We start from the raw sequence: 22645 nt of genomic DNA on the forward strand, positions 1-22645 counted from the left end.
TTTTGTGGCTTCGCCATTTCGTGTGGCTTATCTATGATTTTATGATTATCGCAATAAATTAAGGTTGGCTTAAGGCTTCATTATTTAGACTACTGAATAATGATTTATCGCCATTATTTATTTTGGGAATACCTTATGACGGATTTTTTGCCTTTTTCCCGCCCGACCATGGGCGACGAGGAAATTGCTGCCGTGGCAGAAGTATTACGTTCTGGCTGGATAACCACGGGGCCGAAATGTCAGCAGTTAGAGCAGGCTTTTTGCCAGCAGTTTGGGTGTCGACAGGCGATTGCGGTTAGCTCCGCGACGGGCGGAATGCACGTTACGCTGATGGCGCTCGGCATTGGCCCCGGTGATGAGGTTATTACGCCGTCCCAGACCTGGGTTTCAACCGTCAATATCATCACGCTATTGGGTGCGGAACCGGTGATGGTGGATGTGGATCGGCATACATTGATGGTGCGATCGCAGGATATTGAAGCCGCCATTACGCCGAAGACCAAAGCGATTATTCCCGTGCATTACGCCGGTGCGCCTGCCGATCTGGATGCGCTGCGCGCACTCAGTGAACGCTATGGCATTCCGCTCATTGAGGATGCGGCGCATGCCGTCGGTACGCAATACCGTGGTGAGTGGATTGGTGCGCGTGGAACTGCCATTTTCTCGTTTCACGCGATTAAAAATATCACCTGTGCGGAAGGTGGCATGGTGGTGACGGATGACGAAGCACTCGCCGAGCGTATACGCAGTCTGAAATTTCACGGGCTGGGTGTGGATGCGTTTGACCGGCAGTTACAGGGGCGCAAGCCGCAGGCCGAAGTGGTGGCACCGGGGTTTAAATACAATCTGGCGGATATCAATGCGGCTATTGCGCTGGTCCAACTGAATAAACTCCCAGCGATCAACGCCCGCCGTCAGCAGCTTGCCGCGCGTTATCTCACGCAGTTGCACTCGCTGCAGCTCCAGCCGCTGGCGGTTCCTGATTATCCCCATCTGCACGCCTGGCATCTGTTTATGGTGCGTGTGGACGAAACGCAGTGCGGTATTTCACGTGATGATCTGATGGCGGCACTGCAAACACACGGCATTGGCACCGGACTGCATTTCAGAGCGGTGCATACGCAGAAATATTACCGTGAACGCTACCCTCATTTGCACCTGCCGGAAACGGAGTGGAATTCGGCGTCGCTTATGACGTTGCCACTGTTCCCCGATATGCAAGACAGCGATGTCGATCGCGTCGTCGCGGCGTTAACCTCGATTCTGGAGTCTGTTCGTGATTGATGACATAAAAAATGTTTCTGTTGTGATTCCCGTTTATAACGAAGAAGAGAGCCTGCCAGTGCTGATTGAACGCACGTTGGCGGCCTGTCGGAAGATCGGTAAACCCTGGGAAATTATTCTGGTTGATGACGGTAGCAGCGATCGCTCTGCGGAACTGCTGACCGAGGCGGCGAGCGACCCGGACAGCCACATCATTGCCGTGCTGCTGAACCGCAACTATGGTCAACACTCGGCCATCATGGCAGGGTTTCAGCAGGCGGTGGGTGACGTAGTGATTACGCTTGATGCAGATTTGCAGAACCCGCCGGAGGAAATCCCACGGCTGGTTGAATACGCGTCTCAAGGGTATGACGTGGTTGGCACCGTGCGGGCCAATCGGCAGGATTCGCTGTTCCGCAAACTGGCCTCGAAAACCATCAATATGATGATTCGTCGCTCGACTGGGAAATCCATGGCGGATTACGGCTGTATGTTGCGCGCCTACCGTCGCCACATTGTCAGCGCGATGCTGCGCTGTCACGAGCGCAGCACCTTTATTCCTATCCTTGCCAACACGTTCGCACGAAAAACTATTGAGATCGACGTGTTGCACGCCGAGCGGGAGTTTGGCACGTCCAAATACAGTTTTCTAAAGTTAATTAACCTGATGTACGACCTGCTGACCTGCCTGACGACAACGCCGCTACGCATACTCAGCCTGATTGGCAGCGTCGTCGCGCTGTCGGGCTTCCTGCTGGCACTGCTGTTGATCGGACTGCGTCTGTTCTTAGGGGCGGAATGGGCGGCAGAGGGCGTGTTCACGCTGTTTGCCGTGTTGTTCATGTTCATCGGTGCGCAGTTCATCGGGATGGGGCTATTGGGCGAATACATTGGTCGTATCTATACCGATGTGCGTGCCCGGCCACGCTATTTTGTGCAAAAGACAGTGAGTGCGGCAACGCCACTAACCACCAGTTTACGGGATGAAGAAGAATGAAAGCGATCGTATTTGCCTACCATGATATCGGTTGTGTGGGTCTTGAAGCGTTGGCGTTAGCGGGCTATGAGATTCAGGCGGTCTTCACACACAGCGATGCACTGGGAGAAAACCACTTCTATGCGTCGGTGGCGAAAACGGCTGCCGGGATGGATGTGCCCGTGTTTGCACCGGAAGACATTAACCATCCGCTCTGGGTGAACCGGATTCGAGAGTTGGCACCGGATGTTATTTTTTCCTTCTATTACCGCACATTATTAAGCGATGACATTCTTCAGTTACCGTCGTTTGGCGCATTTAATCTGCACGGCTCACTGTTGCCGCGCTACCGTGGGCGAGCTCCCGTTAACTGGGTGCTGGTGAACGGAGAAACGCAAACGGGCGTTACGCTGCACAAGATGGTTTCCCGTGCTGATGCGGGTGATATCGTCGCGCAGTCTGTGGTGGCGATTGACGATGAAGATACCGCGCTGACGCTGCATGGCAAATGTCGTACCGCCGCAGCCACTTTGCTGGCGCAGCAGTTACCGCTGATTCGCTCGCGTGAGATTGCGCTGACGCCACAGGATGACAGCCAGGCCAGCTATTTCGGTCGTCGCACGGCCGCAGATGGTCTGATCGACTGGCAAAAAAGCGCCCATGAGATCAACAACCTGATTCGCGCGGTGACGGAACCCTATCCGGGGGCGTTTACGTTTCTCGGCGAGCGCAAGGTGATTATCTGGCGCGCCCGTGTGGTTAAAAACAACCGTGTGAACGTTAATCATCCACATGGCGGTGATGCGGGCTTGATTATTTCGACCTCGCCGCTGGTGGTGTCCTGTGGTGAAGACGCGCTTGAGATCGTCAGCGGGCAGAGTGAAACCGGGCTGTATATGTCGGGTAGTAGACTGGCGGCGGAAATGGGCATGGTGCCACAGGCGCGGCTGGGTAACCTCGCCAGCCGTGTGCAACGACGCCGCACGCGTGTGCTGATCCTCGGTGTGAACGGTTTTATCGGTAACCACCTGACCGAGCGCCTGCTGCGCGACGATCGCTATGAGATCTACGGGCTGGACATCAGCTCTGATGCCATCGCGCGTTTTCTTGGCGATCCGCGTTTCCATTTTGTGGAAGGTGATATCAGCATTCATAACGAATGGATCGAATACCACATCAAGAAATGCGATGTCATTCTGCCGCTGGTAGCGATTGCAACGCCGATCGAATACACCCGTAACCCGCTGCGCGTATTCGAGCTGGATTTCGAAGAGAATCTGAAAATTGTGCGCGACTGCGTACGCTACAACAAACGCATCGTTTTCCCGTCCACCTCAGAAGTGTACGGCATGTGTGATGACAAAGAGTTTGATGAAGACACCTCACGCTTGATTGTCGGGCCGATCAACAAGCAGCGCTGGATCTACTCCGTATCCAAGCAACTGCTGGATCGGGTGATCTGGGCGTACGGCGCGAAAAACGGCCTGCGCTTCACGCTGTTCCGTCCGTTTAACTGGATGGGGCCACGTCTGGACACGCTGGACGCCGCGCGGATCGGCAGCTCGCGTGCCATTACTCAACTGATCCTCAATCTGGTGGAAGGATCGCCGATCAAGCTGGTGGACGGCGGGGCGCAGAAACGCTGCTTTACCGATATTCACGACGGCATTGAAGCGCTATTTCGCGTTATCGAAAATCGCAACGGTCAGTGTGACGGGCAGATTATCAATATCGGCAATCCGCATAATGAAGCCAGTATCCGCGAACTGGGCGAAATGCTGCTCACCAGCTTTAATGATCACCCGTTACGTGATCGTTTCCCGCCGTTTGCCGGATTTATTGACGTGGAAAGCAGCAGCTATTACGGCAAAGGCTATCAGGATGTGGCGCACCGCACGCCGAGCATTCGCAACGCCAAACGGCTGCTGGAATGGGAACCGACGGTGAAGATGGAGCAAACCGTCGCGGAAACGTTGGACTATTTTCTGCGTACCGTTGACGTCCCGCACACCGCTGATGCCACGGATGCGCAGGGATGACGCGTGTTGGCCTGCGAATTGATGTCGATACCTGGCGCGGTACGCGGGACGGCGTACCCGCGCTGCTGAAGGTGCTGGCTGAGTTTGATATCCAGGCGAGTTTCTTTTTTAGCGTCGGGCCGGACAACATGGGACGTCACCTGTGGCGTCTGCTGCGCCCACGTTTCTTATGGAAGATGCTGCGCTCCAACGCAGCCTCGCTCTACGGCTGGGATATCTTGCTGGCTGGCACAGCGTGGCCGGGGCGTCATATTGGCGCACGGTTTGGCTCGTTAATCCGCCAGGCGCATGACACTGGGCATGAAGTGGGGTTACATGCCTGGGATCATCATGGCTGGCAGGCGAATGTCGCTCGTTGGTCGGATGCGCAGCTGGCAGCGCAGTTCCATGAAGGCATGGATGCGCTAACGCAGATTCTGCCATCGCCAGTGCGCTGCTCCGCCGTAGCGGGCTGGCGAGCCGATGCACGCGTCGTTGAAATGAAGCAGCGCTGGAATTTGGACTATAACAGTGACTGTCGCGGCACCCAGCCTTTTCGGCCACGACTGAAAAATGGGGGGCTTGGCACGACGCAGATCCCCGTAACGCTGCCGACCTATGACGAGGTTATTGGTGAGCGCGTGAGTGACGGCGAATTCAACGACTTTATTCTCGATGCAATCGAGCAGGATCGGGGCGTGCCGGTGTATACCATTCACGCAGAGGTTGAAGGAGGCGCGAAATTGGCGCTGTTCCGTCAGTTACTGCTTCTTGCCCGTCAGCGGCACATCGAATTTTGTCCACTTTCCTCGTTACTGCCTGATGATTCGACTACGTTGCCCGTCGGGCGGATTGAACGCGCGCCGTTTCCCGGACGGGAAGGGTGGCTTGGCGTGCAAACGGAAGAATAAATAAAGCAGGAGACAGCATGGAAAAAAGCATGATCAAGCTGAAAAGTACTGTGATAGTGGTGTTGTTTGCTTTGCTCTACCTGCTGCCGCTTAACGGTCGCTGGCTGTGGTCGCCAGATGAAACCCGCTATGCCGAAATCAGCCGTGAGATGCTTCAGCGCGGTGATTGGATTGTGCCGCATTTGCTGGATATTCGCTATTTTGAGAAACCTGTCGCGGGCTACTGGCTGAATAACATGAGTCAGTGGTTACTAGGTCATACCAATTTTGCCGTGCGCTTTGCCTCGGTGTTTTCTACCGCGCTGAGTGCGTTGCTGGTATTTTGGCTAGCGATGATGCTGTGGAAAAACCAGCGCACGGCGCTGCTGGCGGCGGCGATCTATCTTACGTCACTCCTTGTTTATGGCATTGGTACTTACAGTGTGCTCGATCCGATGGTGACGCTCTGGATGACAGCGGCGCTGTTCAGCCACGCGATGATTCTACGGGCAAAACTGACGCGTGAACGGCTAGTGGCCTGGGGGCTGATGGGGCTAGCCTGCGGTATGGGGTTCATGACCAAAGGCTTTCTGGCGCTGGCGTTGCCGGTGATCAGCGTGCTGCCCGTGGCGCTGGCGCAAAAGCGTATCAAGGAGCTGCTGCTGTTCGGGCCGTTGGCGATTGTTGTCGCGGTGCTGCTGAGTGCGCCGTGGGCGCTGGCGGTGCACGCACGAGAAGCTGATTACTGGCATTACTTTTTTTGGATTGAGCATATCCAGCGTTTTGCTGAAGACGATGCGCAGCATAAGGCACCGTTCTGGTATTACTTACCGTTTCTGATTGTGGGGACATTCCCCTGGCTGGCGCTGTTGCCGGGCGCGTTACGTAGCGGTTGGACCGAACGGAAAGTGAACCCAGAGCGGTTCTTCTTGCTGTGTTGGATGGTGATGCCGCTGCTGTTTTTCAGCATCGCCAAAGGCAAGCTGCTGACCTACATTCTGCCGTGCTTTGCACCACTGGCGCTGCTGATGGCGGCGTGGGTTTCTGGGCTGGCCCCCGTAGTGCGCGAGCGCCTATTGCGCATCAATAGCTGGCTCAATATTGCTTTTGGCGGCGTGTTGGGGCTTGCGGTTGCCTCGCTTGGCCTTGGCATCGTCGTGCCGCATTTCTATCAACCGGGAGAAGGCCTTACCATCATATCGGGAATCGTCTGCTTTATCGGTTGGATAGCCTTTGCTGCTGTTAGCTTGAGGAAACAGCAGACGTGGGGCTATCTGGTGGCGGGCTGTCCGCTCTTTCTGGCACTGCTCGTTGGCGGGAGTATTCCGGCGAGTGTGGTTGATTCCAAGAATCCCCAAACCTTTATTCGTAGCCACCAGCCGTTGCTTGAAGATAGCCGCTATGTGCTTAGCGACGAAGTGGGGCTGGCTGCCGGACTGGCGTGGGAACTGAAGCGCAGTGATATCACCTTATTTAAGGCGCGTGGCGAACTGAACTATGGGCTGGACTATGCTGATGCTGCCGATCGCTTTGTGGATGAGGGCGCTTTCCCCGCTTGGCTTGCCGATAAACGACGTAGCGGGAATGTTGCGCTGGTGCTGAAAACCGACAGAGACAGTGATGACGAATATCGTAATCTGCCCGCCCCTAATCAGTTGAGAAAATCGCACCGCTATGTGCTGCTGTTTTATAAGCAGGTCGTGCCATGAGTTATCTATTGGTTGCCATCGTCTGTCTGCTGACCAGCTTAGGGCAACTGTGCCAGAAACAGGCGGCAGAATGCTGGCGGCGTTTGCCCGTGGCTCAGCGTCAACGGGTGACGTTCGGGTGGCTGATGTTGGCGGCATTGCTGCTGGGTATTGGGCTGCTGCTGTGGCTTTTGGTTTTGCAACATCTCCCGCTCGGCGTGGCGTACCCGTTGCTGAGCATCAATTTTGTTCTGGTCACGCTGCTGGCGCACTATGGGTTTGGCGAACGCGTGGATAGGCATCACTGGTGGGGCATTGCGCTGATTGTCATCGGTATCTATCTGATGCAGGGGGAGTGATGACGAACAAGGGATATTTTTGGGTCGTTGCCAGCCTCGTATTGGCTAGTGCCGCCCAGGTATTAATGAAAAGCGGGATGCTGGCGCTGCCGAGCATTTCCATGACGCACTGGCCATCGCTCAGCACGCTGATGGCTGGCTGGCCGGTTGTCGCGGTGCTGGTCGGGATTATCTGCTACGGCCTGTCGATGGTGTGCTGGTTCATGGTGCTACGCTATTTACCGCTAAGCCGTGCCTACCCGCTGATTAGTCTGAGCTATGCGGTGGTCTATCTTGCCGCGGTTTTTCTGCCGTGGCTGAATGAACCGATGAGCCTGCGTAAAAACCTCGGCGTTCTGATTATTCTTCTCGGGGTTTGGCTGGTTAGCCGCGACGCACAGGCGACGAAGTAAACCGCCTGTGCTTGCTGTCTGAGAGGGATATTATTGACTGAAAACGTGTGCGGCACCGTTCACGCTTAGGCTAACTTGTTGGCCGACGGTGAAAGCGGCGTGACTGACAGTTTTAAGTTCAATGACATCGGCTTCTGCGTTGTGGATGCATAGCGTCAGTGTAGAGACGAAGCCGGAAAACTCGACGTTGCGGATAGTGGCACGCATAGGTGCCGTGCTCGTTATCTCGGTATCCTGAATCGTTATTTGCTCTGGCCTAAGCATGATTCTTGCCCGACCATTTACCGTTGGGCGATCCACGGCGATGCGCCCAAGCAGGCAGTCAGCCTGACCACCGTCGATCTGCGCATTGAGAATCAGCGTTTCACCGAGGAAAGTGGCAATGTCTTCACTGTTGGGCTGGTGGTAGAGCGCCCAAGGGGAACCCGATTGCGACAGTTGACCCTCACGCATGACGACCACTCGATCGGCAAAAGACAGCGCTTCCCCCTGATCGTGGGTCACCAGAATCGAAGCCACGTTAGCCTGCTGCAATACGTCCATTACCGCCTTACGGGTGGCGGCACGCAGTCCGGTGTCCAGCGCGGAAAACGGTTCATCCAGCAGCATCAACGCAGGGCGCTGCGCCAGCGCGCGAGCCAGTGCGACACGCTGCTGCTGACCGCCGGAAATTTCATGCGGTGAGTGCTTCTGTAAATGTGCGGGAAGGGAAACCAGCGCCATCAGCTCATCCACCCGTTTTTGTTTCTCCGCCTTCGTGCCTTTTAGCCCAAAAGCAATGTTGTCCGCGATGCAGAGATGTGGAAACAGCGCGCCATCCTGTGGGACATAGCCGATTCCGCGCTGATGGGCGGGGACGGAAAGCCCGTTATCGCAGAGCGTTTGGCCGTTTAGCGTAATGACGCCGGTATCCGGTGTTTCAAACCCAGCGATGAGGCGCAGCAGGGTGGTTTTCCCTGAGCCGGATGGGCCGACAATCGCTGTGCGACGGCTGTTTTCTAACGTTAAACGAATGTCAGACAGCACGGTGCGCCCGTTAAAGCTTTTACTGACGCGATGAAGTTCCAACATGATTACAACCCCGCCATTTTTTGTGATTGTGTGTAGAGAAACCAGGTCCACGGCAGTGACAGTAAGACCAGAATAAGCGCATAGGGTGCCGCCGCAGGATAGTCGATCTCACTGGTTAGCGCCCAAAATCCGGTCGCCAGCGTGCGGGTGCCGTTGGGAGCCAGCAGCAATGTGGCGGTTAGCTCATTGATGATCGCCAGAAAGACAAGCGTTGCCCCCGTGGCGACGCCGGGTGCCGCCAGCCGGATGGTCACGGTCATTAACGTCTGCAAGGGGGAACGACCCAGGCTGGCTGCAACCTGTTCCAGCTCTACCGGTGCCTGTGCGATACCCGCGCGTAGATTAACCAGCGCTCGTGGCATGAACATCAACAGATAAGCCAACAGCACGGTGAATTCAGTTTGGTAGAGCGGCCTGATGACGTGAATCGTGGTGGTGACCAGCGCCAGCGCGACGACGATACCCGGCAGAGAACTGGTGATGTAATTGCATCCTTCCAAAAACCGATACAGGCGATTAGGGTGACGGATGGTTAGCCAGGCCATCGGAATCGCTGCTAGCGTCGTCAGTGCGGCACCGCTCAGCGCCAGCGTCATGGTCTGGCGGAATGCATCAAGCAGCTCGCGGCGTTGCCACACTTCCCAGCCGCCAAAACCTAACCAGCGAAACAGCGTAATAAAAGGCACGCCGAGCGTCAGCAACACCAGCGTTGTCAGTAACAGCAGCGCCAGCGAGAGAGAAAGTGGTGGCAAGCGTATCGGTGTGACAACCTGCGGCGCGCCGGAACCGACATGCGCATAGCGCGTGACGCCACGTACGCGGGCATCCGCGCACAGCAAAAACAGGCACAGCAGCGCCAGTACACCGGCCAGCATGTTGGCCGCGGGGCCATTAAACGTTGACTGAAACTGATCGAAAATTGCGGTGGTAAAGGTATCGAAACGGATCATGGCGAACAGGCCATATTCTGCCAACAGATGCAGAGCGATCAGCAGCAACCCGCCGCCGATGGCTAGCTTTAACTGTGGCAACACCACGCGGAAAAATACGGTAATAGGTGGCACGCCTAGCGTGGCTGCGACATCTTCCAGCGCAGGGTTAAGACGCCGAAGCGTCGCCGCGCAGGGTAAATAAAGAAACGGTAAATAGGCGACGACGGATAAAAATACGCCAGCCGGTAAGCCATGCAGACCAGGGGCGGTACTGATCCAGGCATAGCTTTGTACAAATGCCGGGATCGCCAGCGGCGCGGTGAGCAACAGTGACCACAGGCGTCGAGCGGGCAGGGTGGTTCGTTCCGTCAGCCAGGCCAATAGCACGCCCAGAACCGTACAAATCGGCAGCGTCAGGACAACCAGCAGCACTGTATTTGTCAGGAGTTCGCCTACGCGCGGGCGGAATAACAAGGCACGAGCCGTTTCCCAGCCGGTATCAATACTTACGCCAATCACAAAGCCTAGCGGGACAAAGCCCAGCAGGGATAACACCAGAGCGACAATCGCAAGCAGCGCGACAGGTTTGCGTAATGGTGGAGAGGAAGCGGTGGAGGTCGTGGTTTCGCTGTAGCTAACGTTTGTCATGCTGCCTGTAGCTGCCTCGTCAGGACGATATTCTTAGACGGAGAAGCCGCGTTGAGCGGCCATTCTTATGATAATTCGTCAGGGCGAAAATGCCCTGACGAAGGCGCTATCATTACAATCTACCTGTTACAATCTATTCTCTACAACAGGCCAGCCTGCGTCATCAGATCCACGACTTTTTTGCTGTTGAGCTTGGCGGCATCAACTTTCGGTGCGTCCAGATCTTTCAGCGGAACCAGTTTGTCGTTTGAGAGCGCATTGACGCCAACCGCATATTCAAACGCATCGTTGGTGCGCAAGATTTCCTGACCGGATTTGCCAGTGATCCATTTGATAAAAGCCTGAGCCTCTTTCGCATGTTTGCTGGATGCCAGCACGCCGCCGCCGGAAATGCTGACGAACGCGCCCGGATCTTTATGCTTAAAGTAGTACAGTTTGGTGTTGTTACTGTTTTCGCCGGTTTTAGCCTGATCGACAAAACGGTAATAGTGATAGATCACGCCGCTATCAATCTGACCTGCGTTCACCGCTTTCATCACCGTACTGTTGCCTTTATAAGCGGTGAAGTTCTCTTTCATACCTTTCAGCCACTCTTGCGTGGCTTTCTCGCCTTTCTGTTCTAGATAGGCGCTAACGATGGCCTGAAAATCCGCACCCGATGGCGATGCCGCCCAGCGGCCTTTCCATTCTGGCTTAGCCAAATCGGCTAAGGATTTAGGCAACTGTGCGTCGGTAAATTTGGTCGGGTTATAGACAAATACGGTGGAGCGTGCGGCTATGCCGATCCAGCGTCCGTGGGACGGACGATAATCAGGTGCTACCTGAGCGAGGGTGGCTTTATCCAGTGGAGCAAAAAGATCGGCGTTATCGACCAGTACCATCGACGGTGAGTTTTCGGTCAGGAACACGTCGGCAGGGGAAGATTTTCCTTCCTGCACCAGTTGGTTGCCCAATTCGGTATCGCTGCCGTTACGTAACGTCACTTTGATGCCGGTTTCTTTGGTAAAACCGTCAACCCAGGATTTCACAAGGTTTTCATGTTGGGCATTGTAAATCACAATCCCTTCATCATTTTCTGCTGCATTTGCTGATGCGCTGAGAGTCAGGCCGGAAGCTAATAAAACGGCAGAACTCAGTAATCCAAAACCAAGCTTCATATTATTTACCCTTATCAATACCCGTTATGTTTGAATATTGCTGGCCTACATGGGTTCCCCTGTGTCGCTCACGATAGCGAGGCTATTTAGCGACACAGGCTGGGATGTAGCGGCAGTCGAAAAAGAATTCTACATATCGGTAATAATAATGATAGTTATTATTATTTCGCTTTCTTAAGGTTAAATTAAGGTTTCGGTGACTGTGACGTTTAGGCTATGACTTTATTTCAGCGCGTGTCGCGGTATGAAATTGTATAAATTTATCGATTAAAAAATAGTTCAGTACGGCGGTGAAATTTATTTCATCGGAAATGAGATATAACGTCATGATTTACAGAAACAAATCTGGATCAATCATCTATATTTAATGTGCAGGCTGTGAGTAGCGATACAACAAATACACTGTATTTCTTCGGTGTCACGTGCGCTTGTCTGCAATTTGGGGCGAATTGACCGACAAAAAGGTGACACAGCAACTGATATTCGGGGGATGGAAAAATGGATGTAGAAACGCGGATGATTGAGCTTATCGTTAAATCTGGCGAAACACGTTCCTGCGCAATGGAAGCACTGAGATCCGCTCGCCGAGGGGAGTGGGATCACGTCGATGAACTATTAAAAATGGCTGCGGTGGCGCTGAATCGGGCGCAATTGATCCAAACCGGATTTATTGGCAACCAGAGTAAGGAAAAAACCAATCTCGAACTTATCGTCGTGCACGCACAGGATCATCTGATGAATGCGATGCTGTGCCGTGAACTTGCTGAAGAAATTATTGAACTCAGAAAAGAGGTATCTGGCGTCAATATGCACATGCGCTAACGGTATTGCTGAGCAAACGAAAAGCCATTCAGCTTTCACGCTGAGTGGCTTACCCTTGTTGATGCATAACTCTTTTTTCTGTCGCTATTTCCCGTATTGTTCGTCGCTGACTTTTTCCAGCCATTCGACTGGGCTACCGTTAAGCGATTCGGCAATGGCGATGTGTGTCATGGCGGTTTGTGCCGTCGCGCCGTGCCAGTGTTTTACGTCTTCGGGTATCCAGACGATATCACCCTGATTGATCTCTTGAATCTCGCCACCCCACTCCTGAAGCCATCCCCGACCCTGCGTGACGATCAGCGTCTGGCCGAGTGGATGGGTATGCCATGCCGTACGGGCTCCGGGTTCAAATGTCACTGTCGCGCCGCCAACCCGAGCGGGGGCGGTGCTCTGGAAGGGCGCATCGATGCGTACGTTGCCGGAGAAATAGCTGTCTGGGCCAGGCTGGGATGGGTGTGAACCACTGCGGGTAATTTTCAATTTTTCCTCCTTGCTGGAAAGCGTCGCTGTTATTGAAAGATGTGCTGTGATTGAAAAATTCAGTATTGATGAAAGACAGCGGCTGTGAAAAACGTTACTGCGATTTGTGGGGAAGCACCAGAGGGTAAACCTAGAAAGAAGCTATGAATTATATTCATTAATTACGCGAAGGAATGTGACGCGTATTATTCACCTGTTGCCTATTTTCAGTGCGAGTTAACCGATTATTGGCGGTTTCGCATAAAACTCATTCATGAGTTTGTATAATAGGTAAAAGTTAATAACACCACTATTTGGACATTCTGATGTTAAAAGAAAATTTTAATGACCTCATCTCGTTCCTTGTAGTGGCAAGAGAACGCAGTTTTACCAAAGCGGCGGCGAAGCTTGGGCTTTCTCAGTCGGCGTTAAGCCATTCAATTCGCGGCCTTGAAGAGCGTCTTGGCGTGCGATTGCTGACCCGAACCACGCGTAGCGTTGCGCCAACGGAAGCAGGAGAAAAACTGGCGCATAGCCTTGGCCCGCGCTTTGCGGACATTGAAAGCGAACTGGTTGCGCTGGGCGACATGCGGGAGCGACCTGCGGGGAATATCCGCATCACGGCGGGAGAGCACGCGGTGGATTCGATATTATGGCCGGTGTTAAAGCCATTTTTAGCGAATTACCCCGACATTAACGTTGAAATTACGGTGGATAACGCGTTAACGGATATCGTTGTTGGCCGTTTTGATGCGGGCATTCGTCTGGGTGAACAGGTAGCAAAAGACATGATCGCCGTGCGTATTGCACCGGAAATGAGCATGGCGGTGGTCGGTTCCCCTAACTATTTCGCGCGCAATTCTGTCCCCACGACGCCGCAGGATTTACAGCATCACCGCTGTATTAACATGCGCCTGCCGACGATGGGTGGAATCTACGCGTGGGAATTTGAAAAAAACGGTAGGGAAATCAAGGTGCGCGTTGAGGGCCAACTGACAATGAATAGCCTACGTCAGCGAATCGACGCTGCCCAAATCGGGCTCGGTCTAGCCTATGTACCGGAAGATTCAGTGCGTGAGGATATTGCCAGCGGTCGCCTGATTCAGGTACTGACGGAATGGTGCCCACCGTTCCCAGGCTACTATCTGTATTATCCCAGCCGCAAACAGCATACCATCGCCTTTTCACTGTTCGTTGAGGCGCTGCGCTATCCGCGTTAGCAATTGGGTGGAACGTGTTTTATCGCGTTTTTTCTGGTTTGTTTTTCTCATTAGGCGTGGTTCATCGTTGAAGGGCGATGTTATGATCGGCACGGTTCGGTCTAGTTGGTAGTAAGTCTGATGTTCAGATCACACCATTTGGACAGAATACCTTCCGAGTGATCTATTAGGTTTATCAGGAGAATTAGATGCTTCAGGCCATTATGCAAGGAAAAGCAGGCAGAGTGGAAATAGAAGGGAAAGCGGCAGAGAGCTGGCGTGATGTCTTTAAAAAACGAGAGGATTTATTGACGGCAGCATTTTGGACGCGAATTGGTTATTTGAGTGAAGAAAGTCGTTCCCTATTTATTCGTGAATTTCTCGGTTTATCGGAATCAGAATTAGGTGAGTATCGGAAGGTGAATTTTTGGCCTCGTTATTCATTAAATATGGCAGGGGTTGACCAGAAAAGTGTCGAGCCTGATGTGATTATGGAATTTGAAAAAGCGGATATTCTGATTGAGGTGAAACCTCCTTCAGGAGGGGTTCAGTATCATGATCAATGGCAACGGGAAATTATTGCCTATCATCAGGATGAGAGAAAAAAAGAACAACTCTTTTTTATTGCATTAGGAAATATCCCTAAATCTTTAGGAGAGTTCAATAGTGGTTTAATTAACGAATACAGAGAGAATACGAAGGTCATTCAGCGAGAGTGGCATAATGCTAAAAATGCATTGCTATCTTTAAACGTTGGTAATGCCCATGAACATCATATTATTCGGGATTGCCTGTCTGCACTTTCCTTGTATGGTATTCGAGTAGCTCTGCCAGAGTATAAAAATTTATCTCAGTTTATTACTAAGTTTCCTCTGCATGAGGGAGCGAAAAATATTTTCTCTTCTTTTTCTGACAAAAAATAAGGATATTAAAAATGAATATTGAAGATTCTCTTCAACAAGTCAGACAGGCACACCGTATTTGTGCCGGGTTTTATCAGCAGATATTACCCCGGATAGAACGTGTGCAGGAATTGATGGATATGCGGTTTTTGCAGTGGAATTCCATTGGTTTCGACTCTTTACCATCAAAAAGTGTGAGTCCATTCACGTACTGGGGATGGAATTTTTTACCGTTAATGGATACGTCTTTTACATTCATAAAAAAAATCTATTCAAGATATTTCAGTCCAGATGACTATATTTTAGATATTAGAATTATTACCGATAGTGAACTGGAGTGGAAGCATCGTGAAGAAGTCTATTCAGAACAAGAACCTGATGCTTGTGAGCTAAAAAGCACTGTGGAAAAATCAGAAAGTTATCTGGCAATTTATCTATTTAGCCCAACCAAGCAGATTCAAAATAATAATGTATTTGATCGGCTCTGGAACAACTCGGACTATCCTGGGCTTGAATCTGAGGTGGAATTGAGTAACCAGGGGCTGGTTAAAACAATCGGTTTCAAGTTTTTGCTTGCTGATTTTGTACAAGAGGATGGGCCAGAAAAACTGATTGAAAAAATAAAGCAGCATCTTACCTTGATGGACATTAAGGAATAACACAGGCATCTCAAGTAGTCGCGTTGTGGTTCTCGCATAACATGACGGTTGTTCTGGCAATACACCAAGGAACGATTTATTGGTTCGTCATCATTAATATTATAGAGCGCTATAGACGCTCTGGGGATCGGTGCTGACGATCCCCACCGTGTTAATGCCTTGACTGCTCACATTGATTTTTTAAATTCATCATTGCCGCTGGCGGCAATGGCGCTGTCATCATCGAACGATAATTCATACACTCCGGCGTTTCATCTGTAGGGGATTTTTTCGTACCAGAGGAGCAGGCGACAACTAACAGCGTTACCGAGGCAATCAATAGCTGATGGGTAGTAGCCTGATAATTTTTCATAAACTTTCCTTTTAACTTTTTTGTCAGTCAGCGCTCAACGATTTTTGAACTCAATCATCTCTGTCATCACGTCCAAACTGGGTGCGGTGAGGCTCCTGCCAGCGAACCTTTACTACCCCATATTCGGGCAGCGTAAGCAAGAAGAGATGTCTGAGAATCCTTCCCCTGCTTTGGTCTCCAACCTGATTATTGTGACGGACATAAACACTGTACATACCGTTACACAGCAACGCTCATCATCGAAGATAACCCTAGTATATAATCCAAAAACACAGGGAACGATTTACCGTGAAGATAAAAATTCACAAATTTCAAACAATAAATATCATGTAGCCTTACTTTATAATGAAAATCAAAAATACTCTCTGCCTACATATCCTGATGGCTACGCTCGCCATCCTGTTTCTTAGCGTTCCCCCGCTGGTGACGAGTTTTGATCCGGCGCTAACATTCCAGCCACTGATTAACACCATGGAAGGAACGGCAAAAGAACAAAAGGAAAAAATAGCCACCATTTCCCATGCGTTACAGGGAAATGCGATTTTCTTTCTCGGTGCTTCTGAGGTGTCGACATCTGAAGACGAACATTACGCGGTATATAATTACTTTAATAACCAGCTACATCGTCCGGTTGTGGCCTATGGCGATAGTTATGTCGATAGCGTCACGCATTTTTTACTGCTCTCGCGTTTTAAAAACGAACTTAACGCTAACAGTAAAGTTGTTTTGCTGCTGGCACCCGATAGTTTTTATTCAGACGGCATTCCTCCGGCAATTTTTGCCAACAATTTCCCAGCATCTATTTTTAATCCGCTGATGAAGGATGACCAGACGCGTCCTTTTCTGGTTAATTACTTACAACATATCGATAAAGAAGATATAAGCCATTTAACTTTCGGCCAAATGAAAGTCTATGGTTGGCACCCACAAATTATTTGGCAGGAAGTGAGTTATCAATTTGCTAATTTCTGTGAGCTGATAAAAAACTACTGGCTGGCGATGCTACGTATTATCCCACAGCCTGCACAACCATGGCCGGATCAGTCAGCCACCAACGTCATTCCCGACTGGGATCGCGAGCTGGCTCAGGCTCATGAGTTGAATAAGTCTCGTCAGCAAAGCGCAGCCACACTGTGGATGGATAAGACGGTTTTTGCCGACGATAAAACACCAGAAGAGTGGGACGACGCGCCGATTGTTCCGGCGCAAATGGAAGCGTTACGGGCGACGATCAAACTACTGAAAGCGCGTAACGCCCAGTTTGTCGTCATCGTCGATCCGATTAATCCGTGGGCGATTAATAACTCCCAGAAATTCCAGCCAGTCGATAGCCAGATTAGGTCGATGCTGGAGGAAAACAAGGTTCCTTATTTTGATATGTATGCGCAGCCTTATCAGAACGGCTGGAATTGGGATCGTCTGCACCCAACCGAGCCTGCATGGGTTGCGATGGATAAATTTATTGCTGAGAGTTTTAAATGATGAAAACCGCCATTCGCCTTTTTTTCCTTTATCTCTTTCTGGCGGTAACCATCGTTGCATGGACCTCTGTTGATGAAAGCATGAGTTTAAAAGTGCATTTTGAATATCAAAAATTCTGAAGGATGAATGATGTACAGCTCCGGAATGTTTTTTTTCCTTCTATTTTCATCAGCATTATTGTTTGCGCTGATTAATCGCGTATTCAGTTATCGGCTGACGTATTTATCCGCTTTTTCCGTCTTGGCGGTCTTAGGCTGGGGATATATTTTCCAGGGAGATTACGTTGTTCCCGTAGCGGTTTTCCTGAGTTTTTATATTCTCGTCACCTTAAAAGAGAAAGGTTGGTTAAAAACCTGGCAGGCAGTGAGCCTGACGTTGCTCCCGCTTTTTTTGGTGAAGTTACACCTCAACAACCACTGGGGCATGATTGGCCTGTCTTTTATGACCTTCCGCGCTATTGATGTTTTGCTTTATCGCAGCAAAAAAGATGGTCAGAATTTCCTGCATTACTTCTGCTACCTCTTTATGCCTTTTATTATTCTGGCTGGCCCGATGTATCGCTGGCGGACATGGCTGAGTGATATTAATAAACCGGTCTTCACGATGACCCGCGAGCAGTTTTTAGTGGCCGTGGAGCAAATTGTTACCGGTATTATCCAGAAGTTCTTATTCGCCATGCTGATCAATAATCTGGTTATTGAGTCGTGGAGCCCGCGTCCGTTTACGCTAAGCGTTGGTGTGGTGATGTCGCTGGCCTACAGCGCCTATCTCTATTTTGATTTTGCTGGCTACAGCAATATGGCTATCGGGGCAGGGCGCTTATTTGGCCTGAATATTCCGGCGAACTTCAATATGCCCATTCTGGCTAAAAATCCGCAGGATTTCTGGCGGCGTTTCCACATCAGCCTGTCTGAATGGCTGAGAGACGTGGTCTTTATGCCGATTTATATGAATCTGATGAAGCTCAATTTTTTCCGACAGAACAAAACGCTGGCGCAAAATATTGGCATCTTCTGCACCCTGTTTTGTATGGGGGCATGGAACGGACTCGAACGACACTATGTCATCAGCGGCGCGCTATTTGGCGCTATTTCGGTTGCTCACAACATGTTGCAATGGTCTGCCAAGCGCAGTCCCACTTTGAACCATTGTCTACATCATCCGGTTATTGTGTTCATCGGTCGAATTCTGACGCTGGCAAGCGCCGCGGCCTCCCTCTACATCTTTAGCGGAATGTCTCCTCTATGAACCTTCACTTAGAGCTTCAGGAACTGCAGGATTTCCTTCGTGCGGCATTACTCGAACCCGCTAACCCCAATCAGTTGGCGATTAGCGGTAGCGATGACGCGATGACCTGGCAACAACTATCCATTGCCGTTACAGACTGGTCGCAGCGCTATCAGCAATGTGAGCGGCCTACAGGTTCGCCCGTCGTGTTATATGGGCATCAGCAGGCGGAGTTCGCCGTGGCGATCTATAGCTGCCTGCTGCATAACATTCCGTACATCCCGGTGGACTGCATCTATCCGCAGGAGCGGCTCAAGGAGATTTGTCACCTGGCGAACGCCCCTTACTACTACGATGTTGTGACTCAGCAGTTCATTGCTACCGGTGAGGCTGGTCAGGCGCTGGTTGAGCAGGATCTCGCCTATATTATGTTCACTTCCGGCAGCACCGGAAAACCCAAAGGTGTGCAGATCGGGCGTGAAAGCCTGTGGCATTTCATGAAGTGGGTGCGTGAGGATTTCTCGCTGCCAGACGCGCCAGTGCTGATGAACCATGCAGTGTTCAGCTTCGATCTCTCCCTGATTCCGCTGCTGGCGAATCTGGCAACGGGCGGGCACATCGTTCTGAATGCGAAAGAGGATATCGCGGCAGAAAACTGGCTCGAACGCCTGAAAAACAACGGCGTTTCCGTCTGGGTTTCAACGCCATCCTTTGCCTATCAGAAGCTGCTTTCTCCTCAGTTCAACAGTGAATATTTACCTGAACTCAACGTCTTTGTGTTTATTGGTGAAGTGCTAAACAAAGCGCTGGTCAAACAGTTACGTCGCCGCTTCCCGCACGCCAAAATTCTCAATTCCTATGGCCCAACGGAAGCGACTGTCGCTACTACCGTTATCGAAATCACCGATGACATCCTGCACAGCGAAAACGATCTGCTGCCCGTCGGCGCGATGATGCCGGATTCCAGAATGGAAATTACCGCTGAGGGTGAGCTGATTATTTGGGGTAAAAACGTGATGCGCGGCTACCTCGGGCTCGCGCAGGAGAACGCTGAGAAATTGCTACATCGCGAAAGTGAAGCGTTCCGAGGCTACAGAACTGGCGACCTGGGCTACGAAGACGGACTGCTATACTGCCAAGGTAGAAATGACAGCCAGATCAAACTGAATGGCTACCGGATTGAAATTAACGAGATTGAGAACCGCCTGCTGGCGATATCCGACATCAGCGAGGCGGTTGTCCTGCCACTGATGAAATCGGGCGGTGGCGTTCTGCGTATCGCGGCATTCTGCGTGACGAACTTGGCACCAGACGTGATTAAAACCTCGCTCTCTAAGGTGATTCCGCCTTACATGGTGCCTTCCCAAATCATTATCAAAGATGCGTTGCCGCTGAACCCTAACGGCAAAATCGATCGTAAACTGCTGGATACTCATGCCCGCACGATTTAATTATCCCAGGAAAAATCATGGAACAAGAAATACTCGCGCTGTTTGAAAAGATCTTATCCCGTAAAGTGGGCTTTAACGATGAACTGATTGAGTCCGATATTCTTGACTCGATTCTGGCGGTCGATCTGGTGCTGGAAGTGCAGGACGTTTACGGCTGCGTGATCCCACCAACGGAAGTCGCTACCGTTCTGAAGACCCCGGCGGATCTGGCTCGCTACATTGAAGAGAACCGCGGCTAAGTCTTAAACAGCGGCGGTTTTGTACTATTTAAAGCCCTTGGATAGGCTTATCCAGGGGCTTTTTTATCTGGCTGGGATGCTTACACGAGACAGGTGTCTATCGCGTTATTTAGCCAAGAGTTCTCTTCGGACGATTTCTGCGCCTGCACTTAACGCATTGAGTTTGCCTGTAGCTACTCGACGAGATAAAGGAGCCATACCACAGTTGGTTGAAGGATAGAGCTTGTCGGCATCGACAAACTGAAGTGCTTTTCGTAGCGTATTGGCGACTTCTTCTGGTGTCTCGATGGCATTGGTTGCCACGTCAATAGCCCCGACCATCACTTTTTTACCGCGAATCAGTTCAAGTAAGTCCATGGGAACGCGTGAGTTGTGGCATTCCAGCGAGATGATATCGATATTGGATTTTTGCAGTCTGGGAAACGCTTCTTCATATTGCCGCCACTCAGATCCCAGCGTCTTTTTCCAGTCGGTATTGGCTTTGATGCCATATCCGTAGCAGATGTGTACCGCTGTCTCACATTTCAGCCCTTCAATCGCTCTTTCTAATGCGGCGATACCCCAATCATTCACCTCATCGAAAAAGACATTAAAAGCGGGCTCATCAAACTGAATAATATCTACACCCGCCGCTTCTAACTCTCTCGCTTCCTGATTGAGAATTTTGGCGAATTCCCAAGCCAGTTTTTCGCGGCTTTTATAGTGGTTGTCATAAAGTGTATCGATCATCGTCATCGGCCCTGGCAGAGCCCACTTAATCGGTTGCTTTGTGAGTTGGCGTAAGAATTTGGCATCTTCAACAAATACGGGTTTTTGACGTGCCACCGCCCCGACAACGGTCGGTACGCTCGCGTCATAGCGATTACGAATTTTAACGACTTCACGTTTCTCAAAATCCACGCCGCTAAGGTGCTCAATAAACGTCGTGACAAAGTGTTGGCGCGTTTGCTCGCCATCGCTGACTATATCAATACCTGCACGCAGTTGATCAAACAGCGACAAACTCAGGGCATCTTTCTTCCCGTCAATTAACTCTTCGTTTTGTAATTTCCAGGGAGACCACAGTTTCTCAGGCTCTGCGAGCCAAGATGGCTTGGGCAAACTGCCAGCAGTTGAAGTCGGTAGCAATGTTTTCATAACAGGTGACCTTATAGTTTTGGTGAATCAACGCGCGTAGTGAGCAGACCATTGTTCAAGAATATTCTTGTAGGGTTTGATGAAGTGCTCTTCAGTAAACTTTCCTTGCTCAATAGCCAACTGACTGCGTTCTACCCGATCATAAACAATTTTTGTTAATGAATGATCCTGATGATTCAGGTTGGGTTGATAGTATTGCCCCGCTGCCGAGTTAGCATTGTAAATCTCAGGTCGATAAATCTTTTGGAAAGTCTCCATCGTGCTGATAGTACTGATAAGCTCAAGATTCGTGTAATCGCTCAGTAAATCACCAGAAAAATAAAACGCCAAAGGTGCAACACTATTTGCAGGCATAAAGTAGCGAGCCTGTAACCCCATTCTTTCGAAGTAATAATCGGTCAAAGAAGGTTCATTTTGCTGGTATTCGATGCCTAATACAGGATGCTGATTCCCCGTCCGATGATAGGTGTTTTTACTTGAAATACTTAGGCATATAACCGGTTGTTTATTAAAGTTATCTTTGTAAAAATTTGAATTTGTGAAGCATTTAAATAGTTTCCCATGCAAATCGCCAAAATTATCTGGCGTGCTAAATCCGGAATGACTCTTATTATGCTCTGGCAGTAATACGCTAAAATCATAATCTCGCACGTAAGAGGAGAAGTTATTCCCTACGATGCCTTCAATGCGTTCATTCGTTTTCTTATCAACAATATTCGTTTTCAATATTTCAATTGCAGGGAAGGTATCGCCATTGCCTTCAATATCGATCTCAACGGAAATGATTTCAAGTTCGACAGAATAACGGTTGCCTTTAGGGTTATCCCAATACGCCAGTGAATTGAAGCGATTATCAATCATCACTAACGTGTTGCGTAAGTTCTCCTGGCGGCTTTCCCCTCTGGCTAAATTAGCAAAGTTGGTCGTGATACGCGTGTTTTCGGAGGGGTTGTAATTCTCATCGAAGCAACTGCTCTTAATCGTAAATGTAAAATCTTTATTCATCGCGGTCTTTGCATCCTAAGATTTGATATGAAAACTGAATTAATTTGTTGATTTTAATGATCTTGTTTGTTTCTTACTCAGCAGTCTTCATGTTGTCAATACGTTAATATTGCATATTTTATGCCAGAGTCATTGGATGAGTGAAAGAGAGTTAATTTCATCAAAGATGAATTATATTCATGATCAGGTATGTGGTCAGGATTGGCGTTAGTGCAGAAGCCCCCGTATTGCAGGAACCACCTCTGGAATCTATGGGGTTATGAGCGACTAACTGAATTGACTGATGGTCAGGCTAAAAGATGTGGAAGGCCGATTTC

General features: G+C 50.5%; 24 protein-coding genes. 17 read left to right on the plus strand and 7 right to left on the minus strand.

Going from position 1 to position 22645, the window contains the following annotated elements:
- The first annotated feature begins 135 nt into the window (after positions 1–135).
- The 7 genes from arnB to arnF are packed head-to-tail and all read left to right on the plus strand — an operon-like array spanning position 136 to position 7586.
- Positions 136–1284: a UDP-4-amino-4-deoxy-L-arabinose aminotransferase gene (gene arnB / locus DUT67_RS06795; RefSeq protein WP_048261315.1), complete on the plus strand. Its 1149-nt coding sequence runs from the start codon at positions 136–138 to the stop codon at positions 1282–1284.
- Positions 1277–2260 carry an undecaprenyl-phosphate 4-deoxy-4-formamido-L-arabinose transferase gene (arnC, locus tag DUT67_RS06800; RefSeq protein ID WP_015729905.1) on the plus strand — a complete coding sequence of 328 codons (984 nt, stop codon included), beginning with the start codon at positions 1277–1279 and terminating at the stop codon, positions 2258–2260. The genes arnB and arnC overlap by 8 nt, the downstream gene beginning before the upstream one ends.
- Positions 2257–4278: a bifunctional UDP-4-amino-4-deoxy-L-arabinose formyltransferase/UDP-glucuronic acid oxidase ArnA gene (gene arnA, locus DUT67_RS06805; RefSeq protein WP_048261312.1), complete on the plus strand. Its 2022-nt coding sequence runs from the start codon at positions 2257–2259 to the stop codon at positions 4276–4278. The genes arnC and arnA overlap by 4 nt, the downstream gene beginning before the upstream one ends.
- Entirely contained in the window at positions 4275–5168 is an 894-nt protein-coding gene (gene arnD / locus DUT67_RS06810; protein ID WP_048261309.1) for a 4-deoxy-4-formamido-L-arabinose-phosphoundecaprenol deformylase, read from the plus strand. Before arnA ends, arnD begins: the two co-directional genes overlap by 4 nt.
- 17 nt (positions 5169–5185) lie before the next feature.
- Positions 5186–6856 carry a lipid IV(A) 4-amino-4-deoxy-L-arabinosyltransferase gene (gene arnT, locus DUT67_RS06815; RefSeq protein ID WP_048261307.1) on the plus strand — a complete coding sequence of 557 codons (1671 nt, stop codon included), beginning with the start codon at positions 5186–5188 and terminating at the stop codon, positions 6854–6856.
- A complete protein-coding gene (gene arnE, locus DUT67_RS06820; protein ID WP_011094664.1) occupies positions 6853–7194 on the plus strand; it encodes a 4-amino-4-deoxy-L-arabinose-phosphoundecaprenol flippase subunit ArnE in 342 nt (113 codons plus the stop codon). The genes arnT and arnE overlap by 4 nt, the downstream gene beginning before the upstream one ends.
- Complete coding sequence (gene arnF, locus DUT67_RS06825) at positions 7194–7586, plus strand: 4-amino-4-deoxy-L-arabinose-phosphoundecaprenol flippase subunit ArnF (protein WP_011094663.1); 393 nt, start codon at positions 7194–7196, stop codon at positions 7584–7586. The genes arnE and arnF overlap by 1 nt, the downstream gene beginning before the upstream one ends.
- Before the next feature lie 30 nt (positions 7587–7616).
- Here the strand turns inward: arnF and DUT67_RS06830 are convergent, their stop codons facing one another.
- From DUT67_RS06830 to DUT67_RS06840, 3 genes are all read right to left on the minus strand, one after another.
- Positions 7617–8657, minus strand: a complete 1041-nt coding sequence (locus tag DUT67_RS06830; protein ID WP_048261304.1) for an ABC transporter ATP-binding protein — start codon at positions 8655–8657, stop codon at positions 7617–7619.
- A 2-nt stretch (positions 8658–8659) separates the two neighbouring features.
- A complete protein-coding gene (locus tag DUT67_RS06835; RefSeq protein ID WP_048261302.1) occupies positions 8660–10237 on the minus strand; it encodes an iron ABC transporter permease in 1578 nt (525 codons plus the stop codon).
- 140 nt (positions 10238–10377) lie between these two features.
- Positions 10378–11394 carry an iron ABC transporter substrate-binding protein gene (locus DUT67_RS06840; RefSeq protein WP_048261300.1) on the minus strand — a complete coding sequence of 339 codons (1017 nt, stop codon included), beginning with the start codon at positions 11392–11394 and terminating at the stop codon, positions 10378–10380.
- Between the two features lie 498 nt (positions 11395–11892).
- Between DUT67_RS06840 and DUT67_RS06845 the strand changes: the two genes are divergently transcribed.
- Positions 11893–12216 (plus strand): PTS lactose/cellobiose transporter subunit IIA, encoded by a 324-nt coding sequence (locus tag DUT67_RS06845; protein WP_048261297.1) that lies wholly within the window; start codon positions 11893–11895, stop codon positions 12214–12216.
- A gap of 84 nt (positions 12217–12300) precedes the next feature.
- Here the strand turns inward: DUT67_RS06845 and DUT67_RS06850 are convergent, their stop codons facing one another.
- Positions 12301–12696 carry a cupin domain-containing protein gene (locus DUT67_RS06850; RefSeq protein WP_048261295.1) on the minus strand — a complete coding sequence of 132 codons (396 nt, stop codon included), beginning with the start codon at positions 12694–12696 and terminating at the stop codon, positions 12301–12303.
- Between the two features lie 305 nt (positions 12697–13001).
- Here DUT67_RS06850 and DUT67_RS06855 point away from each other — a divergent pair, with 305 nt between their 5' ends.
- The 3 genes from DUT67_RS06855 to DUT67_RS06865 all read left to right on the plus strand — a co-directional run bounded on the left by DUT67_RS06855 (position 13002) and on the right by DUT67_RS06865 (position 15435).
- Entirely contained in the window at positions 13002–13895 is an 894-nt protein-coding gene (locus DUT67_RS06855) for a LysR family transcriptional regulator (protein WP_048261293.1), read from the plus strand.
- A 188-nt stretch (positions 13896–14083) separates the two neighbouring features.
- On the plus strand, positions 14084–14797 hold the full coding sequence (locus DUT67_RS06860; RefSeq protein WP_053075315.1) for a hypothetical protein: 714 nt from the start codon (positions 14084–14086) through the stop codon (positions 14795–14797).
- A gap of 11 nt (positions 14798–14808) precedes the next feature.
- Entirely contained in the window at positions 14809–15435 is a 627-nt protein-coding gene (locus DUT67_RS06865) for a hypothetical protein (protein WP_048261291.1), read from the plus strand.
- Positions 15436–15586: 151 nt separating this feature from the next.
- Here the strand turns inward: DUT67_RS06865 and DUT67_RS06870 are convergent, their stop codons facing one another.
- Positions 15587–15787, minus strand: a complete 201-nt coding sequence (locus DUT67_RS06870; RefSeq protein WP_048261289.1) for a hypothetical protein — start codon at positions 15785–15787, stop codon at positions 15587–15589.
- Positions 15788–15933: 146 nt separating this feature from the next.
- On the opposite strand from DUT67_RS06870, the gene DUT67_RS06875 reads away from it, so the two are divergent.
- The 6 genes from DUT67_RS06875 to DUT67_RS06900 are packed head-to-tail and all read left to right on the plus strand — an operon-like array spanning position 15934 to position 20186.
- Entirely contained in the window at positions 15934–16197 is a 264-nt protein-coding gene (locus DUT67_RS06875) for a hypothetical protein (protein ID WP_189339504.1), read from the plus strand.
- Positions 16133–17269: a D-alanyl-lipoteichoic acid biosynthesis protein DltD gene (locus DUT67_RS06880; protein WP_048261286.1), complete on the plus strand. Its 1137-nt coding sequence runs from the start codon at positions 16133–16135 to the stop codon at positions 17267–17269. The genes DUT67_RS06875 and DUT67_RS06880 overlap by 65 nt, the downstream gene beginning before the upstream one ends.
- Positions 17266–17388 (plus strand): hypothetical protein, encoded by a 123-nt coding sequence (locus DUT67_RS06885; protein WP_005970020.1) that lies wholly within the window; start codon positions 17266–17268, stop codon positions 17386–17388. The genes DUT67_RS06880 and DUT67_RS06885 overlap by 4 nt, the downstream gene beginning before the upstream one ends.
- Positions 17389–17398: 10 nt before the next feature.
- Positions 17399–18517, plus strand: a complete 1119-nt coding sequence (locus DUT67_RS06890) for an MBOAT family O-acyltransferase (RefSeq protein ID WP_048261283.1) — start codon at positions 17399–17401, stop codon at positions 18515–18517.
- Positions 18514–19947: an AMP-binding protein gene (locus DUT67_RS06895; RefSeq protein WP_048261281.1), complete on the plus strand. Its 1434-nt coding sequence runs from the start codon at positions 18514–18516 to the stop codon at positions 19945–19947. Before DUT67_RS06890 ends, DUT67_RS06895 begins: the two co-directional genes overlap by 4 nt.
- Before the next feature lie 17 nt (positions 19948–19964).
- Positions 19965–20186 carry an acyl carrier protein gene (locus DUT67_RS06900; protein ID WP_010300175.1) on the plus strand — a complete coding sequence of 74 codons (222 nt, stop codon included), beginning with the start codon at positions 19965–19967 and terminating at the stop codon, positions 20184–20186.
- 105 nt (positions 20187–20291) lie between these two features.
- Here the strand turns inward: DUT67_RS06900 and DUT67_RS06905 are convergent, their stop codons facing one another.
- Both DUT67_RS06905 and DUT67_RS06910 read right to left on the minus strand, forming a co-directional pair.
- Positions 20292–21323, minus strand: a complete 1032-nt coding sequence (locus DUT67_RS06905; protein WP_048261279.1) for a methionine synthase — start codon at positions 21321–21323, stop codon at positions 20292–20294.
- Positions 21324–21350: 27 nt separating this feature from the next.
- Positions 21351–22328 (minus strand): DUF1852 domain-containing protein, encoded by a 978-nt coding sequence (locus tag DUT67_RS06910; protein ID WP_048261276.1) that lies wholly within the window; start codon positions 22326–22328, stop codon positions 21351–21353.
- Positions 22329–22645 lie beyond the last annotated feature (317 nt).

The sequence above is a fragment of the Pectobacterium peruviense genome, from assembly GCF_003312355.2.
Taxonomy (GTDB): Bacteria; Pseudomonadota; Gammaproteobacteria; order Enterobacterales; family Enterobacteriaceae; genus Pectobacterium; species Pectobacterium peruviense.

What these genes read in the sequence shown, in the direction of transcription:
- arnB (WP_048261315.1), top strand. Translation starts at nt 136, where the DNA reads ATGACGGATTTTTTGCCTTTTTCCCGCCCGACCATGGGCGACGAGGAA.
- arnA (WP_048261312.1), top strand. Translation starts at nt 2,257, where the DNA reads ATGAAAGCGATCGTATTTGCCTACCATGATATCGGTTGTGTGGGTCTT.
- arnD (WP_048261309.1), top strand. Translation starts at nt 4,275, where the DNA reads ATGACGCGTGTTGGCCTGCGAATTGATGTCGATACCTGGCGCGGTACG.
- arnT (WP_048261307.1), top strand. Translation starts at nt 5,186, where the DNA reads ATGGAAAAAAGCATGATCAAGCTGAAAAGTACTGTGATAGTGGTGTTG.
- arnE (WP_011094664.1), top strand. Translation starts at nt 6,853, where the DNA reads ATGAGTTATCTATTGGTTGCCATCGTCTGTCTGCTGACCAGCTTAGGG.
- arnF (WP_011094663.1), top strand. Translation starts at nt 7,194, where the DNA reads ATGACGAACAAGGGATATTTTTGGGTCGTTGCCAGCCTCGTATTGGCT.
- DUT67_RS06830 (WP_048261304.1), bottom strand. Translation starts at nt 8,657, where the DNA reads ATGTTGGAACTTCATCGCGTCAGTAAAAGCTTTAACGGGCGCACCGTG.
- DUT67_RS06835 (WP_048261302.1), bottom strand. Translation starts at nt 10,237, where the DNA reads ATGACAAACGTTAGCTACAGCGAAACCACGACCTCCACCGCTTCCTCT.
- DUT67_RS06840 (WP_048261300.1), bottom strand. Translation starts at nt 11,394, where the DNA reads ATGAAGCTTGGTTTTGGATTACTGAGTTCTGCCGTTTTATTAGCTTCC.
- DUT67_RS06845 (WP_048261297.1), top strand. Translation starts at nt 11,893, where the DNA reads ATGGATGTAGAAACGCGGATGATTGAGCTTATCGTTAAATCTGGCGAA.
- DUT67_RS06855 (WP_048261293.1), top strand. Translation starts at nt 13,002, where the DNA reads ATGTTAAAAGAAAATTTTAATGACCTCATCTCGTTCCTTGTAGTGGCA.
- DUT67_RS06860 (WP_053075315.1), top strand. Translation starts at nt 14,084, where the DNA reads ATGCTTCAGGCCATTATGCAAGGAAAAGCAGGCAGAGTGGAAATAGAA.
- DUT67_RS06865 (WP_048261291.1), top strand. Translation starts at nt 14,809, where the DNA reads ATGAATATTGAAGATTCTCTTCAACAAGTCAGACAGGCACACCGTATT.
- DUT67_RS06870 (WP_048261289.1), bottom strand. Translation starts at nt 15,787, where the DNA reads ATGAAAAATTATCAGGCTACTACCCATCAGCTATTGATTGCCTCGGTA.
- DUT67_RS06875 (WP_189339504.1), top strand. Translation starts at nt 15,934, where the DNA reads ATGTCTGAGAATCCTTCCCCTGCTTTGGTCTCCAACCTGATTATTGTG.
- DUT67_RS06880 (WP_048261286.1), top strand. Translation starts at nt 16,133, where the DNA reads ATGAAAATCAAAAATACTCTCTGCCTACATATCCTGATGGCTACGCTC.
- DUT67_RS06885 (WP_005970020.1), top strand. Translation starts at nt 17,266, where the DNA reads ATGATGAAAACCGCCATTCGCCTTTTTTTCCTTTATCTCTTTCTGGCG.
- DUT67_RS06890 (WP_048261283.1), top strand. Translation starts at nt 17,399, where the DNA reads ATGTACAGCTCCGGAATGTTTTTTTTCCTTCTATTTTCATCAGCATTA.
- DUT67_RS06895 (WP_048261281.1), top strand. Translation starts at nt 18,514, where the DNA reads ATGAACCTTCACTTAGAGCTTCAGGAACTGCAGGATTTCCTTCGTGCG.
- DUT67_RS06900 (WP_010300175.1), top strand. Translation starts at nt 19,965, where the DNA reads ATGGAACAAGAAATACTCGCGCTGTTTGAAAAGATCTTATCCCGTAAA.
- DUT67_RS06905 (WP_048261279.1), bottom strand. Translation starts at nt 21,323, where the DNA reads ATGAAAACATTGCTACCGACTTCAACTGCTGGCAGTTTGCCCAAGCCA.
- DUT67_RS06910 (WP_048261276.1), bottom strand. Translation starts at nt 22,328, where the DNA reads ATGAATAAAGATTTTACATTTACGATTAAGAGCAGTTGCTTCGATGAG.